Source organism: Haloarcula argentinensis DSM 12282 (assembly GCA_000336895.1).
Taxonomy (GTDB): domain Archaea; phylum Halobacteriota; class Halobacteria; order Halobacteriales; family Haloarculaceae; genus Haloarcula; species Haloarcula argentinensis.
Window position 1 is genome coordinate 65,574 of record AOLX01000010.1, and the last position, 14,131, is coordinate 79,704.

15 protein-coding genes are annotated in these 14,131 nt (G+C 54.4%); 1 reads left to right on the forward strand and 14 read right to left on the reverse strand.

Annotation, left to right across the window (positions count from 1 at the left end; translation table 11 throughout):
* Window positions 1-99: 99 nt before the first annotated feature.
* The 8 genes from C443_RS03295 to C443_RS03330 all read right to left on the reverse strand — a co-directional run bounded on the left by C443_RS03295 (window position 100) and on the right by C443_RS03330 (window position 10,121).
* Window positions 100-1,095 carry a cytochrome d ubiquinol oxidase subunit II gene (locus C443_RS03295; protein ID WP_005533830.1) on the reverse strand — a complete coding sequence of 332 codons (996 nt, stop codon included), beginning with the start codon at window positions 1,093-1,095 and terminating at the stop codon, window positions 100-102.
* Window positions 1,088-2,536, reverse strand: a complete 1,449-nt coding sequence (locus C443_RS03300) for a cytochrome ubiquinol oxidase subunit I (RefSeq protein ID WP_005533831.1) — start codon at window positions 2,534-2,536, stop codon at window positions 1,088-1,090. Before C443_RS03300 ends, C443_RS03295 begins: the two co-directional genes overlap by 8 nt.
* A gap of 821 nt (window positions 2,537-3,357) precedes the next feature.
* Window positions 3,358-4,167, reverse strand: a complete 810-nt coding sequence (locus tag C443_RS03305; RefSeq protein WP_049943873.1) for a TrmB family transcriptional regulator — start codon at window positions 4,165-4,167, stop codon at window positions 3,358-3,360.
* Window positions 4,168-4,527: 360 nt separating this feature from the next.
* Window positions 4,528-4,770 carry a DUF7389 domain-containing protein gene (locus C443_RS03310; protein WP_005533833.1) on the reverse strand — a complete coding sequence of 81 codons (243 nt, stop codon included), beginning with the start codon at window positions 4,768-4,770 and terminating at the stop codon, window positions 4,528-4,530.
* Between the two features lie 63 nt (window positions 4,771-4,833).
* Window positions 4,834-5,658: an N-6 DNA methylase gene (locus tag C443_RS03315; protein WP_005533834.1), complete on the reverse strand. Its 825-nt coding sequence runs from the start codon at window positions 5,656-5,658 to the stop codon at window positions 4,834-4,836.
* 57 nt (window positions 5,659-5,715) lie between these two features.
* The gene (locus C443_RS03320) at window positions 5,716-5,988 is read right to left on the reverse strand and encodes a helix-turn-helix transcriptional regulator (RefSeq protein WP_005533835.1); all 273 of its coding nucleotides are present in this window, start codon (window positions 5,986-5,988) and stop codon (window positions 5,716-5,718) included.
* 446 nt (window positions 5,989-6,434) lie between these two features.
* Window positions 6,435-9,329: a PAS domain S-box protein gene (locus C443_RS03325; protein WP_049943874.1), complete on the reverse strand. Its 2,895-nt coding sequence runs from the start codon at window positions 9,327-9,329 to the stop codon at window positions 6,435-6,437.
* A gap of 351 nt (window positions 9,330-9,680) precedes the next feature.
* A complete protein-coding gene (locus C443_RS03330; RefSeq protein WP_049943875.1) occupies window positions 9,681-10,121 on the reverse strand; it encodes a hypothetical protein in 441 nt (146 codons plus the stop codon).
* 106 nt (window positions 10,122-10,227) lie between these two features.
* On the opposite strand from C443_RS03330, the gene C443_RS03335 reads away from it, so the two are divergent.
* Window positions 10,228-10,596, forward strand: a complete 369-nt coding sequence (locus C443_RS03335) for a hypothetical protein (RefSeq protein WP_049943876.1) — start codon at window positions 10,228-10,230, stop codon at window positions 10,594-10,596.
* Between the two features lie 8 nt (window positions 10,597-10,604).
* Here C443_RS03335 and C443_RS03340 read toward each other — a convergent pair whose 3' ends face one another.
* The 6 genes from C443_RS03340 to C443_RS03365 all read right to left on the reverse strand — a co-directional run bounded on the left by C443_RS03340 (window position 10,605) and on the right by C443_RS03365 (window position 14,074).
* The gene (locus C443_RS03340; protein WP_049943877.1) at window positions 10,605-10,991 is read right to left on the reverse strand and encodes a hypothetical protein; all 387 of its coding nucleotides are present in this window, start codon (window positions 10,989-10,991) and stop codon (window positions 10,605-10,607) included.
* Window positions 10,992-11,065: 74 nt separating this feature from the next.
* Complete coding sequence (locus tag C443_RS03345) at window positions 11,066-12,031, reverse strand: transcription initiation factor IIB (RefSeq protein ID WP_005533840.1); 966 nt, start codon at window positions 12,029-12,031, stop codon at window positions 11,066-11,068.
* Between the two features lie 57 nt (window positions 12,032-12,088).
* Window positions 12,089-12,775: an SWIM zinc finger family protein gene (locus C443_RS03350; protein ID WP_005533841.1), complete on the reverse strand. Its 687-nt coding sequence runs from the start codon at window positions 12,773-12,775 to the stop codon at window positions 12,089-12,091.
* A gap of 287 nt (window positions 12,776-13,062) precedes the next feature.
* On the reverse strand, window positions 13,063-13,278 hold the full coding sequence (locus C443_RS03355) for a hypothetical protein (protein WP_005533847.1): 216 nt from the start codon (window positions 13,276-13,278) through the stop codon (window positions 13,063-13,065).
* Window positions 13,271-13,474, reverse strand: coding sequence for a hypothetical protein (locus C443_RS03360; protein ID WP_005533853.1), 204 nt, complete (start codon window positions 13,472-13,474; stop codon window positions 13,271-13,273). The genes C443_RS03355 and C443_RS03360 overlap by 8 nt, the downstream gene beginning before the upstream one ends.
* Window positions 13,475-13,708: 234 nt before the next feature.
* Window positions 13,709-14,074 (reverse strand): hypothetical protein, encoded by a 366-nt coding sequence (locus tag C443_RS03365; protein WP_005533856.1) that lies wholly within the window; start codon window positions 14,072-14,074, stop codon window positions 13,709-13,711.
* Window positions 14,075-14,131: the final 57 nt, after the last annotated feature.

The following is a 14,131-nucleotide window of genomic DNA, read 5'->3' on the forward strand; positions in this document are numbered from 1 at the left end:
TTAGCAGGATGCCGGTTTGAATCGTTCGAGACTGGTCGTTGCTTCTCGGTACACACAAGTGTACTGAGCAGAGAACGGGACGGCAAGAAGTCGGTGGGGTTACCCCCCGTAGCCCTCACCCTCGATTGGGCCGCTAAACACGCCGTAGAGAAACTTGAAGTACCACAGCACCAGCAGCAGCACCGGGAATCCGAGAACGGTCACGAGGTTCAGCGCTAGCGGCGACACGACCACTTCCCTAACCAGCAGCCCGGTCGGCGGATAGATCGTCGGGTACAGCAGAATTGCGACCAAGATCGTCAACAGTGTGGGGAGCGCCAGTGCGCTCGCCAGCCAGGCCCGGTACTGGCCGCGTCTGGCCAGCACGCTCCCGATCAGCCCCACGGCGACCGAGAGGGCGACGACTGCAGCCACGGGAAGCGAGAGCACTGTGTCAGCGGCGCCACCCGCGTCGGTCAGGACAACAGTTCCCAGCAGTACGATAACCCCACTAAGGTATGCCAGTGTTGCACCGATGCCGTACGTACGTAGTTCTGACGCTAGGCCGGGCTCGGTTTTGGCCGCGAGGAACGCCGCACCTGTGACGACCGAGACCGCGACCAAGCCGACACCAGTCAGCACAACCGGCAGCGTCGCCTCGCCGAACAGCCAGCGGCCGGCGAGCATTCCAAACAGCAGCGGCGCGAACACGCTGCCCCCGACGAAGGCGTAGTCGGTGTAGCGCTTCCACCGCTCATCATTGCGCTGCTCGCGAAGCTCCGGGCCGAGTCCACGGAACACCAATGCGAGGACCACCCCAATTGCGACCAAATAATTGTCCGCAAGGAGGCGGGAGTACACCCGTGGGAACGCCGCCAGCAGCATCGTCCCGAAGGCGACGAGCCACACCTCGTTGGCATCCCAGACTGGACCGAACGCCGACAGGAAGGTCTCCCGCTCGTGTTCGTCCGTCCGGGTTGCGTACAGTATTCCGATGCCGAAGTCAAATCCGTCGAGGACGACATACATCCCCAGTGCGAACAGCACGGCACCGAACCATATCTCCGGCAGCGACTCGACGAGGTAGGTGTCGACTGGCAACAGCGAGTCAGTCATCATCGCTCACTCCTGGGAGCGGACCGTGCCAGCGGCCCTCACTCGACTCTCGGACGCCGAGTAACTGGAGTTCCTCCCGGATCAGCCACTTCAGGGTGTACAGGGCTGTCAACACTAACCCGACGTAGACGACAACGAAACCGACTAGGGTCAGCGTCGCCTCCGTCCCGGTTAGTGTTGAGGAGACCGCCTCACTAGTCCTGAGTTCGTCTTGGATGACCCACGGTTGGCGGCCGATCTCGGTGACGTACCAGCCAGTGAGCAACGCTGCGTAGCCGAGTGGCGATGCAGCGATCATCGCCTTCAGGTAGCGTGTGTTGTCAGACAGTCGCCCGCGGTACATGAGGTACCCGCCCCACAGCGCCAGCCCGATAAACAAGAACCCGAGCCCGACCATGAAACGGAACGACCAGAACACGAGTGCTACAGGGGGGTTTTCATCGTACTCGTTCAGTCCGATGATCTCGGCGTCAAAGTCCCCGCCACTGGCGAGGAACGACCCAACTGCGGGGAGGCTCACGGTGACGAGGTTCTCGGCTCGCGGGTCGGTGAGTGCTTCGGGTGACTTCGGAAACGCAAGCAGGTGTAGGTCGGCCTGCCCCGTCTCGTAGTGAGCCTCCATCGCGGCAAACTTCTGTGGCTGGGTCTCCTCCACGTGGCGGCCGTAGGCGTCGCCGTGGACCGCCTGGAACGGTGCGGAGACAATCAAGAGTACGACAGCCATCTTGAGTGCGGTGTTCCAGGCTTCAGTGTCGGGCTTTTTCCATACGATGTACGCCGAAACGCCTGCAACCAGTAGTGCGACCGAAATAACCGACGCGTTCATCATATGGACGTACATCCAAGGCATTCGTGGGGTGAGGAACGCGGCGAACGGATCGGTTAGTTTGGCGACCTCCATCCCGTTGCGGGTGACCATCTCGTAGCCCCGTGGTGTCTGCATCCAGGCGTTAACGATCAGGATCCAGAACCCCGATAGCCAAGCGCCGAAGCCGACGAGTACCGACGAGATGAGGTATGTTCGGTCCTCAACGCGGTCGCGGCCGTACAGCAACACGCCAAGGAAGACAGCCTCTAAGAAGAACGCCATCTTCGCCTCGAAGGCCAGTGGGCCGCCGATCAGTTCACCGGCCACCTCGGCGAACTGTGGGAAGTTTGTGCCGAACTGGAAGCTCATCGGAATCCCGGTAACTGTTCCCATCACGAAGCCGGCGGCGAAAACCTTCACCCAGAACGAGCGCAATCGCGCATACCGCTGCTCGCTCGTGCGTACGTCTTTCCAAGTGAAATAGATAATAAACGGGGCGAGCCCGATCGAAAGGGACGCGAAGATGATGTGAACGGAGATTGTCCATCCGAACTGCATGCGGCTCGCGAGTTTCGGAGAGAGGGACGCCGCCCACACTGGGCTGACGGCGTTCAGTGGTATGATTGGACCCATTCACCTCACGCTACAGCACAATAGCTTATGAATAGGTCCTCGGTTTCCACTTTGGAGAATTCACCACAAAGTATTCCATTATTAGAACCGTACTTCTTCTACACCTCAATTGCAGGATGAGTAGACGAAATCTGATAGAGAGAGTTGACTGGTAAGTACGAACACTCGCCGATGGTGACGGCAAATAATACGCTGACGCTGTTGAAGAAGGAAACCGGAATCGGATAGTGAGGTTTTCCACCGTGATAGTGCGGCGTCTGGGTGGCAACACTCTTAGAAGTCTTCGGAATTCGGAGATGTGGTTAGTATTTCAGCAGGAACGGGTGGTTGAGAGCTATTCTGGAGCGGTTCCGTTCGACGATTCGTCCAAATGTACGCATTACAGTCCCGCTAAACCCGCTGTAGTCTCAACTTCCAAGGTTTCAAATTCCGTATAGCGGTATGCCATTTACCAATGTCGGTAAAGCCAATAAATGCAGTATAGAGGATACTGAAACGGCGATATTCTGGTTTTGGGTTAGGTTTGTATTAGGGAAATAAGCACCACCAGTTTTACCCGGACCGCCGCTGTACGGGAAGCATGGATCGGCTTCCGCCTGAGTACGACGCTACTCCAAGGAGAGGCTCTCTTAATAGCGTTAAAACGGTTGATCGAGATCATCGACGATAAAAGAATGCTCGCCGTTAATTGTATGAAGGAAGCGGAGCCCTAGTTTGCGACCTTCGTGATGTTGTGTACCGGACACATCGGAGGAGCCGTAGGGAATTCACGGTACCAGGTTCACAGTGAGGGAAGTGAACAGTGACGCCCACATAACCCGCTAATCTTGTTCCAGTGGGTCCATGTCTACGACGCCTTGTGAAATGAGTCGGCGTGCGATGACGATGAGCCCGTTCTTGAGTCCGGTCGCGAAGATGGCTTGTTCGTCGCCAGTCTGTGGGTCGATTGAACTGACGAGCATTGCCGACCGGTCAACGAGCAGGAGTCGTCCGACGGCAGCATCCTCCTCTGGCATCAATTCACTGTGAAGCCAGTCCAACTCCGACAAAAACGCGGTAGCGCGTGGAATTTCTCGTTTCACACGGTTTTGTATCGAGTCAGAGCCAGTCCCGACAATGAGGTCAGTGTTTGAGTCAAGTGAATTGAGTTGCTCGATTAGCGGGTCGGTGAGGACTGCATTGGAACCAATGACGAGGACCACTTCCTCAGTCGCGTCCGCGATGAGCGCCTCGGCGCGGTTCTCGATAGCATCGGACCCGGAAAGCGACCAAACTTCCTGTAGCTTAGCCTCGTCGTTGTCGGATTCGATACGGCCCATCTCCTGCAGTGCGGACTGGAGACGTTCAACGCGCTGTTCGTACTGACCGCGGAGCGTTTCAGTGGCCTCGGAAAGTGGGACAGCCCGGAACTGCTGGGGGCTCGAATGCTGGACTTCGACCAGCCCTTTGGCTTCCAGAATCCGGACAGCGTCGTAGACGCGTGTTCTCGGGACTTCAGTTACCTCGCTCAAGCCTTTGGCCGTGCCGCTGTCCATCCGAGAGAGCCCCACAAAACACTTCGCCTCGTACTCTTTCAGACCCAATTCCTCCAGTAAACTTACCGCTTCTTCGTGTGTTGCATCAGATGTCATGTGTCCCAACCTTCAGTTTAGCGGAAGCCGAGTACGAATAAGAGATGATACCCACATATAAAAGACGTTGTTACTATGACATTGTCGGCCCTAATCCGAGTTAGCGCTGCTTGGTTCAGGTCCGGAGCGTATTGTGTCTGTCCGGAGTTCAGATGTTGCAGGTACCACATCTGTGTGTCGGTCGCTATGTGGTCATGGCTATGTTTACTCAGTTAATCACAAAAGTGTTATACACCGGTCCGGAGTAGCGATAGTCGGCACGTGGTCTCCTATGTGTCCCAACCACATCTGCCGCGTGCCACTTTCACGAAAACTACGCACGCAGAGTTCAACCAGTACGAAAAGATGGAACAGAGAGTCCTACTCGTCTTGTTCGGGCTGAATATCCCGAAGTCGGCCACTGATATCCTGCTCATGCTCTTCTAGGAGCGTGTGGAACTCTGCAATCGTCTCCTCAGCAGTCTCACCCTTCGCCTTGATCGTCACAGTGTCTTCATCTCGTGTCCCGGTTCCTCGTTTCAGCCGAGCCTCCATACTACAGCCGACATCTGTTCGTTCTACCTTCTCAACTGAGTCTGGATCTTCGTCTGTTTCGTTTGACATGGCTCTTCTCAGGACGCTCTCGCTGGAACGTCCCTCACCCGACTGGGGGACACAAAACAGCCGCTAATCGCTGCTCTTGAACGCATCCAGACCGGCCTGCTCGCTCGGAACAGACGCCGTAACCGGAGCTATTCGATCTTCCGAGCCCGCATTTCTCTGTTGCTCTAGACTGGGGTCGTTGTCTTCCTCGACCGTGTTCTCGAAGGCGTCGGTCACCCACTCACGAAGTTCAGAGACTTCCTCGTCGTCTAGCTCGCGAACGCTGCCTCCCATCGCAGAATAGGAGGTCTGCCACGCTCGTTGAAACTCGACAGTCAGTGAGTCGCCCTGGATAACGTAAGCATCGAGATTCAGGAAACAGCAGTTCAGAGCTGTCATCCGGGCACACAGCGGGTCCTTGTCCTGCCCGAAAAGTAGCGCGTCTGGCTGCTTTCGACCGGCGACCAATAGCATCCGACCGCTCCCACAAGCCGGATCGAGAACTGTTTGCCGGTCATCGGTATCATCTTCATCTACAACGCCGGCGATTTCAGCCATCATCTCGCAGACTGTATGCGGGGTGAAGTGCTGGCCGAAGGCATCGCTTGACATGCCATACTCCTCGTAAACAGCGCCTAGAACGTCTGCATTGGTGGCTGCCATTCGTTCTTGGAGCTGGCCGAACGCTTTCGAGAAGAGGTCGACTGACTGTTGCCCCTCGGGATGGTCCATATCGCCGCGCTCGCGATAGTCATCGACTATCTCCAGATATGGGTCGTCCCGGTCCTGAAGGGCGAACAGCATGAGGTTGACCCAGTCTCGGAAGACCGTGTGGGCGCTGTGTCCTCGCTGGCGGATTCGTTCAAGCGTTTCAACAATCTCGTCGACGTCGACTTGCAGAGAAGCCATGCTCTCTCAGCCCAGAGAGAGTCACAAAATCTGGCCTGCCGACAGTCGTGAATCTGGTCAGTTGTAGTACTTATTCTCCCAGTCACACCGGGCTTGAATCTCTCGCCGCCCACGATTGGTGATGCAGTAGGCATTCGTCCGCTGATCCTTCTTCCCTTTCTCGACGAGACCTTTGTCGATGAGCGTATCCAGATTTGGATAAAGTCGGCCGTAATGAACCTTTTTCTCGTAGTACTCTTCCATTTCGTCTTTGATCGCGACACCAGCCGGTTTGGATTTCCCAGCGACTACGAACAATAAATCTCGTTGAAATGCTGTCAGGTCGTGCATATTCGCGGTTACAATATTACATATATGAGCATATTGGTATGAAATCGCCGTTTTCAATCCACGTCATACAGGTTTTCGGCCAAGCGTCGGTAGTAACCTTGGCTGGTGTCTGAAACGGTTATCGGTGTGAACTACACCCGATCTGTGAGAAACAGTTCTCAGACATCAATCGGCTTTGTAAAAATGAATAGTGCTGTTTGTGTGACAGTACAAGACGAGAGATCGAGCAATCCGATATTTTCAGATATTTGAATAGGGTTTAGAAGCACTCAACACGTGATGTAGTTACTGGACAGTGATTGAAACCAATCGCCGATTGTCTCGCTTTCTGGGTTTTCACAAGTATAGATAAGAACAGGCACTTATAATCCATAATATGAGAGCTTGAAACCAGATGTTCGCATTTCAAGTCTACATTCGTAGAACCGTTGATCATTTATTTGATGCTAGCTATCCTTTACGAGTTCAACAATGAAGACTGCCCCTCTAGGATTGTTGTCTTCAACCCATACATCTCCGCCATAGCTCTCAACCAGTGTGTTCACGAGATACAGTCCAATGCCAGTCCCGCTGCTTTCTAATTCTTTTTCACCTTTCCCAAATATCGACTCTTTCTGTGCATCTCGGATGCCCGGACCGTTGTCTGCTATACGTAGTTGTACGTATTCTTTCTGATCTATCGCCGAAATTGTTATTTCAGGGTCCTGTTTGTCATTATGTTGGATCGCGTTTTTGAGAAGATTGCGAATGACTGAATCAAACATTTCGTTGGCCCTAATCATAACGTCCGGAATCGACCCATTAATCGTAATTTCAGCATCTGGATTTGCTGAGCGTATTTCTTCAATCTGCTGTCGAACAACACGATTGAGTGAAATTGATTTGCTATCAGTCCCATTCTGAAGCAGTACCTCGGACAGTTCCCGTGCCGACTGGGTCAATTCAACTGCGTTTTCCGCACATCTCAACGCAGCGTTGACGTGTTCTGACTGAGTGTCGTTAGCCTGCTCTGCGAGTAAATCAAGCCGGCCGAGCAGGATCTGTAGGTCGTTCCTGATGTCATGCCGAACGATTTGATTGAGGAGGTCCAAATTATCTCGCTGTGATTCGATCTGTTGCTTCTGATTGATACGGTCAAGTGTCGTGGCTAGAATTGCCCCAAGCAGTTCAACGAGATATTGATCGAATTCATCGAATCTACTAGGTGAGTCAACAAGTGTAACCAATACTCCGTGATTCGTCATTGGTTGAATGATCCCACCACTAGAGGGCATACCACTGATTGTCTCCGGTATCTCTGCCCCAGTATCAGTAAGAACCCGCGTTTCCCCTGAAGTATACACATCCCAAACGAGTTTGTCTATCGAACTTTCATGTGCGGTCCGCTGGTATACCGGTGTGTCTCCCACACCCTCCTCGAATGCATCGGTTATGGCTGCAGGTTCAAGTTCACCGTCTTTTCGTTCAAGGTGGACACTGCTAAGGGGAAACGACAGTGTCTGATTAGCAATCTCGACCGCAATTGTGGCAGCTTTATCGATACTTTCGGCCTGAATGAGTTTCTGCGTCTGTTCCAGTGTTTCACGTAACTTGCGCTCACGCTGCCGATTTTTTGTGATGTCCCGATACAGCCAAATGTTTCCCGTTCCATCTGGCAGCGAGTACGACACGTAGCTCCGAGCTAAAATGCGGCCATCTGCCATCAGCAGTTCTTCATCGAAAACAGCATCTCGCGTAGAATGTATTTCATTGACCCTTTTAATGAATTGATCTGGATCAGCGAACTGTGTCTTCAGAGTCGCCGCTATTTCAGCGTACTCGCAGCCGATGAGTTCACTAGGGAGCAGAGACACATCTAAAATATCAAGTAACTTTTTGTTCGCTGTCGTAATTGTTCGATCAGCATCTTCAATCAGAATCCCGACTGGCATATTTTCAAGAACCGAAGACAAGAGACTGTTAGTCTCGGTGAGTTCCCGTTCCTGCTGCTTGCGGTCCGTAATATCGATATATACGCCGAAATACACCTCGTCTTCGCCGTCTACAGCCGGTGTAGACCGCAACAAAAAGTCACGCTTTCCATCAGCCGCCTCTCGGCGGACTTCGTGGGTTACCTGTTCTCCAGAGGATGATCGTTGGTCAATACTTTCCGCTTCTTCAAGACTTCCGTCAGGAACAATGAAATCATTGATGTCTCCACCAACTGCATTGGATGCCTTATATCCAAACGTTCTCTCAAACGCCTCGTTTACATTATGTACGAGTGTTTTGTTGCCAGTATACTCAACGACAACTGCTGGTTCCGGGATGCTCTGAAATAGCCTTCGGAACCGATCTCGTTCTTGTTGGAGCTCATTTCTGTGCTTGGCACGCTCTTGCTCATACTCCGCAAGTGTTTGACTCAATTCATTAAACGCAGTGAATATTTGTCCCCAGTCACCAGTTGCCCCTTCAGGTAATTGCTGCCCGTATTCTTGCCGTTGTAGTGCTTCAAATCCGCGAACCAGTTGCCTGTGATACCTTAGGATCTGTGTATAAATAATAGATCCGAACCCACCGATGAGAGCTAGAACTAACCCAATCCCACCCAGCTGATAAAGAGTAACCTTCCGGAGGTCTCCAGCGAGAACGTCTCGGCTTGTTTGTACCTGAACAATCCAACCAGTCTCGTTGACAGTAGCATTCGCAGTGACGGGATTTGAGCTAAGATGAGCTGACCGGTTATAGATCTGGTTTCCTGACTGTGTTCGAATGAAAACACTGCTATCACGGTTAGCAGTTTTTGAAGCCATTCTAAAAATCGAACTATCCTGGAGGTGAAGTGCAGCATTGAGTGTCCCAACAACCGTCCCATCTCGATAGATCGGTGTACTTATCGTGACAATATAATTACCTGAATCGGCGACGACAGGTGTACTAATATAGGTTTCGCCATTACGAGCTCGCTGAAAGTAGCGCCGGTCACTAAAATCGGAGCCGATTAGCTCAGATCGTGTTTCTGTATCAAGCCCCGCTGATATCCCGGTCATCGTTCCGTTTCGATGGATAACTGAAACCCCATTGAACATAGTCTCGTTCACCACTGTTTTCAGCGCATAGTGCTGTTGTGGGGTACCGTGTGCAGCGATAGCTGGATTTGTCGCCTGGAGACGAACAGTTCGCTTTAACCCTTTCAATCTAGTATCAAGTCCTGCTGCAATCCTCTCGCTATGCTGGGTTGTCTGATCCAGTTGTCGATCAGTGACCGACTCTTTGTTCAACTGAAACCCTGCAAAGACGATCCCAGACAGGAGGACAGCAAAGACTATTAAAAGAATACTAATTTGGGTTCGAAGTTTCATATCAGTCGTTGGCTTTTATTAGTATTATTACCGTCACTACCCTACGATAATAACATCATCGCATCTATCCAATAGAAAATAACATTTAGCTGTCTTGTTTTCCATTGAGTACCGGCAGTCTTAGATTCTCCTGGAGAAATTTTCGCTAAACTAAGCTGGAAACAGACCTGCCCAGAAACTTAATATCTGGCTTATATTTTTTAGAGGTGTTACGGTACTATCAGATAATACGTTAAAGTATGCAGAATGACTTTTCGTTCAAGGAGTCACAATCAATACGTTATACAGTACGCATACTTACTAGACAGTCATTTCAATCGCTGCCATGAGCAACGAACCGCTCTATAACGGCTATGACGGATCGTACAGGTCTTCGACCGAGCGTCGGTAGTAGCCCTGACTGGAATCCGGAACAGGATCAGCCTCTTCGATACCCTTCGCGATGACACTGGCGAACTGCTTGGGCGGCTTCCAACTGTCGTCTGTCTCCCGAGCATCCAACTCTCTCATGAGCGCGTGTTCACCGTCAGCGGTGACGTACAGCACGCGAAGCCCCGGCTTCTCGCTCAGCGGCCCTCTGAGTAACTTTCCGGTTCGTGTATTGACCAGCCATTCAAGTAAGAGCCCAGCCCGACACTGGATTGCGTACAGTTGCACCTCGTCTTCTTCGGGAGATTCTGTGCGACCCTTGTCGGCCCACGATTGGGGCAGCGACCGGTTGTCAGTCTCATCTTTCCAGCGCCATTTTAGCTTTTTCTGACCGCAATTTCCACGTCGGTATTTACTGCTCATTATTGGATTCTCTCAGCCGCTAGAGAAACACAAAATTCGCTTCTCGTTGCCTCTATGGCAACTTTCTTGCTGTTTGAGAATGTAATGGTTAGTACGAGGACTCACTATGAAAACAGCCGAGTCCCCCACCACGACTAGCGAGTGTTCGCCCCCAGACCAGTGGATATCCCGCCAGCCCAGCGGGACCCGTGATCTCGACTTCCAGCAGATTCGAGAGCGCCAGTCAGCGACGTGGAACGCTGCTCTCGATGCTGATGTCGACGTAACAAAGGGTGGTCGTCCGGACCTGTTTCTCGTCTCCGTCGACGACGACTGTCCGGTTAATTGCTCTCTGGCCGAGCATCCCAACGGGACCCACGCCGGCTGGTGCAGCTGCGAAGTCTTCCAGGCGACGACCGTCTGCCCGCATCTCTGTGTTCTTCGCCAGCACGCTGCCCTCGGCGATCTCGACCTGCCGATGCGAGACCAGACCTGAAGCACAGCTCAGTCGTCGCCCATCGAGACACCGGCCAGTGGTCGAACGTCGATGCGCCCAGTCCGATCGTGGTCAAGACACTGGCACAGTCGCTTTCGGACTGTCGCTCGCGAACACGGTTCCACAGCAACACCTACTCGTGGATCGTCCCGAATCTGAACATACTCCGCGTCGATGTCCAGTTCCGTGTGCTCGACCCGACACCAGATTGTCTTCTCCCCTTCCTGCCCTAGGTCGGTCACATACCGAGCAGCCAGCGCTTCGTGGCGAAGCTCGACGAGAACTCGTTCGACAAACGATACGACCTTCGTTGGCGACCGTAGCGCCGGGACCGACCCAAGAGCAGTCTCGGAGTCGTGCTGTGCCGCCGATTCGGGAGTATCAGTTACAGACATATTTCTCTCGCAGGACGCGCTTTCTGCCCGCCCTGCACCCCATCGGGGCACACAAAACAGCCCGTCACGACGCCTCAGTCAACGATGTGCTCCTCGATCTGCTTAAACCACTGGCGGATCGTCTCTGGGTGCACATCCAGCGGCTCGCTGATCGTCGCCTGTGTGAGTCGGATGTCTGACTCCCGACCAGCAAGATACAGAGCGCCGGCGGCAACGCCATCCGGTCGCCCGTTGACCTCAGCGGACTCGGTTGCCCGCTCTGCCAGTTCGAGTGCCTGCTGTCGAACCTCCGGCGCAACATCAAGCGGAAGGTCCGAGCAAATCCGTGCCACCCAGTCCACCGGGAGCGATACCGGAATCGAGAGTTCGAGTTCCACGAGGAACGTCCGGTAGCAGTTCCAGGCGTGCGACGCAGAACATCGAGCAACGTCAGCTACGGTATCCATCGTCACGAGCCCGTTGCATCGGCAGGCAGCGTACACAGCGGCCGCTGCACCGCCTTCAATCGACCGTCCGATTAGCAGGTCCGCATCCTGGGCCTCACGGAAGAGCGTGGATGCCTNGCCTTCAATCGACCGTCCGATTAGCAGGTCCGCATCCTGGGCCTCACGGAAGAGCGTGGATGCCTGCTCTTTCACCGACCGACTCTCAGACAACGCACTCGCAATCCGTCGGACTTCACCGAGCCCGTGGGCAAGGTTCCGGTCGCGCTTGCTGGTGTATTTCGACCGACCATGGAGCCGACGCTGGCGAGCAAGCCGTCGACGCCGTCTCGAAGAAATGTCTGCACTATCGACGCTCCCGATGTTCGTCGACAGGCCTCGGTCGTGGCGAGTGGCTGTTCGGGGCGCACCCGTCCGCTTCTGTTCTTCTTGATTGTACGTTCGCCACTCCGGCCCGTGGTCGATCTGGTCTTGTTCGGTCACCAAGCCACAGTTCTCGCAGTGCGTTTCTCGCCCGCTGCTATCGAGCGTGCCGCCACACTCGGGACAGCCCTGTGCAACTGCAAACAGCTCTGTCTGGACAGTTTGTGAAGACATATTTCGAGATATCCTCTCACCCGACTGGAGGCTCAGAAAACACGCTGCGGCGCCCGGTCAGGCGTCGGGCAGTTTTCCATCCGGGCGCGGGACTCGCTTGGCTTCGATCTCGATCTCGACCCGGCGACGGTGCTTGCATCGCTCGGCGGTATCGGGACAACTGCATGTCTCCTCAAGCACGTCAACCTCGTACCGGCTCTCTGACGCCGAGTGGACCTCGTAGCGACCGGGCTTTGCGAGAAAGGAGACATCTATATCTTCCCGTTTCGCTCGCTTCGTACGCGGTTCATCGTCGGAGGTAACGGCCAATGGGTCCTCTTTGGGGTCTGTGACGCCGCCGTCGTTGAACCGAACCTGCATGACCCCGCCGTCAGCGACCGCTTTTCGAGGTTCGCCGTCGACGTGCATACCGAACTGGTCGTCCAATGCTTTGTCGTCCACCCATTGTGGGATGGGTCGCTCGCCGGTCGCGAAGGCGACTCGCTTCTCGTGCTTGCACTCCTTTCCGGGATTGTACTGCTTCCACGGGCACTCGCAACTCCCTGTTCGAGTGTCGACAAGGTACTCTGAACCCGAACTAGAGTTGACCAAGAAGAGGTCGTCGGCGTTTCGTGCCCGACCAACCGAGTCCATCACAGTCATCACTTCGGTCAACGCCGAAACAGTGCGGCTGTTCGGGCTGGCCTCCGCAATCTCACTCTCGTCGATGCTGCCGGCGTCGCTACTGGATTCTGTGGTAGCCATGAATGACAGGCGGCACGCCCTCTCTGGGACGCCCCTCACCCCACAGGGGCGCAGAAAATCCACCTAATGCACCGTCAAACCATTCCAGAAGGCCGTCTCGTGGTGCAAATGAACGTTATGAGAGACTGTCGGGCATCGGCTTTGCTGTCACACTCCCATACCGTGTTTGGGCCGCCGAATACCCAGCTGTCAAGCTCGTTAGAGTACCGCATACCGACTGTCTTGTCGTTGTGGTCATTCTGGAATGCTAGTGGGTCAGTGTTGACAAGTGTCCAGTCCAGCATTGGTCAGAGTTCTGTTGCCTGCATCTGTTCGTGGACGTCGGGATTGACCACTGGAATGACGCCCTCAATCTCCTCTTTGCCATACTCTTCACGAATCAGATCATGGATATCGTTCGCGAGGGCAACAGCCTCGTCTTGCTTGGTGGAACTCGCCTCGTTCTCCGGGAAGTCAGCTGGCCCGACCCCCTCGACAATGATGAACAGGTGGTCGTCACTCATTGTCGACCTCTTCGACGAGTAGCGTCGTTTCGGGCAATGGATCGCGGGAGGTCGACAGGTTCTCCGAAGTCTCCAGCGTTTCCTCGACCAACTCGACCAGTGCCTCCGAGGTATCGCCAAAGTGAACGATAGCGTCGGGATCGAGATAACTGTCGTATTGCTGTGCAGCTGTCTCGTCTGTCTTGTTCTTATTCATAAGCGGTATGTAGAGCGCCCTCAGTGGGACGCACCTCACCCCACTGGGGCACAGAAAATCCACCAGACAGCGCGCTCCTCGGCGGCCGGTTCATCGCGACGGGCCTTGCCTGCCTCCAGAAGCGGGACCGCCGGACCGGCCTGCCGGTCCAAGGTGGAGCGTGTCCCCCGAGCGCTTGCGCTCGGGAACCGTGGACATGAGATAAAGCAAAGGAGTGGCCGGTACGACCCCCGATTAAGTCGCGATGACGTTCCTGTTTTCGTCGATGGTGTACCTGAGTGGGTACACGTTGCCGTCGATATGCCGGGACTTCTTCGGGAGCGTCTCGTTCAACCACTCTTCACGGTCGGCGTCGGTTTGGATGTCCTCGTTCGGAGAGTGGACGCTGAACAGGTCCATGCTGACCCACCGGTTGACCGTCTGCTCGCCGGACGGTGAGTACACCTTCACCTGCTCCTTCTCAGCGTCAACACCGACGACGGCGAGTGCAGACGTTCCCTCAGCCGTTTTCAGTCCATCGCCGATATCCACGGCCTCGGGGTCGATGTCGAGGCTGTCGCATTGCTGTGCAGTTGTCTCGTCTGTCTTGTTCTTACTCATAATCGGTCGGCGGAGCGCCCTCAGTGGGACGCCCCTCACCCCACTGGGGTACAGAAA

What these genes read in the sequence shown, in the direction of transcription:
- C443_RS03310 (WP_005533833.1), bottom strand. Translation starts at nt 4,770, where the DNA reads ATGTCAAACGAAACAGACGAAGATCCAGACTCAGTTGAGAAGGTAGAA.
- C443_RS03315 (WP_005533834.1), bottom strand. Translation starts at nt 5,658, where the DNA reads ATGGCTTCTCTGCAAGTCGACGTCGACGAGATTGTTGAAACGCTTGAA.
- C443_RS03340 (WP_049943877.1), bottom strand. Translation starts at nt 10,991, where the DNA reads ATGTCTGTAACTGATACTCCCGAATCGGCGGCACAGCACGACTCCGAG.
- C443_RS03325 (WP_049943874.1), bottom strand. Translation starts at nt 9,329, where the DNA reads ATGAAACTTCGAACCCAAATTAGTATTCTTTTAATAGTCTTTGCTGTC.
- C443_RS03300 (WP_005533831.1), bottom strand. Translation starts at nt 2,536, where the DNA reads ATGGGTCCAATCATACCACTGAACGCCGTCAGCCCAGTGTGGGCGGCG.
- C443_RS03360 (WP_005533853.1), bottom strand. Translation starts at nt 13,474, where the DNA reads ATGAATAAGAACAAGACAGACGAGACAGCTGCACAGCAATACGACAGT.
- C443_RS03295 (WP_005533830.1), bottom strand. Translation starts at nt 1,095, where the DNA reads ATGACTGACTCGCTGTTGCCAGTCGACACCTACCTCGTCGAGTCGCTG.
- C443_RS03330 (WP_049943875.1), bottom strand. Translation starts at nt 10,121, where the DNA reads ATGAGCAGTAAATACCGACGTGGAAATTGCGGTCAGAAAAAGCTAAAA.
- C443_RS03355 (WP_005533847.1), bottom strand. Translation starts at nt 13,278, where the DNA reads ATGAGTGACGACCACCTGTTCATCATTGTCGAGGGGGTCGGGCCAGCT.
- C443_RS03320 (WP_005533835.1), bottom strand. Translation starts at nt 5,988, where the DNA reads ATGCACGACCTGACAGCATTTCAACGAGATTTATTGTTCGTAGTCGCT.
- C443_RS03350 (WP_005533841.1), bottom strand. Translation starts at nt 12,775, where the DNA reads ATGGCTACCACAGAATCCAGTAGCGACGCCGGCAGCATCGACGAGAGT.
- C443_RS03335 (WP_049943876.1), top strand. Translation starts at nt 10,228, where the DNA reads ATGAAAACAGCCGAGTCCCCCACCACGACTAGCGAGTGTTCGCCCCCA.
- C443_RS03365 (WP_005533856.1), bottom strand. Translation starts at nt 14,074, where the DNA reads ATGAGTAAGAACAAGACAGACGAGACAACTGCACAGCAATGCGACAGC.
- C443_RS03305 (WP_049943873.1), bottom strand. Translation starts at nt 4,167, where the DNA reads ATGACATCTGATGCAACACACGAAGAAGCGGTAAGTTTACTGGAGGAA.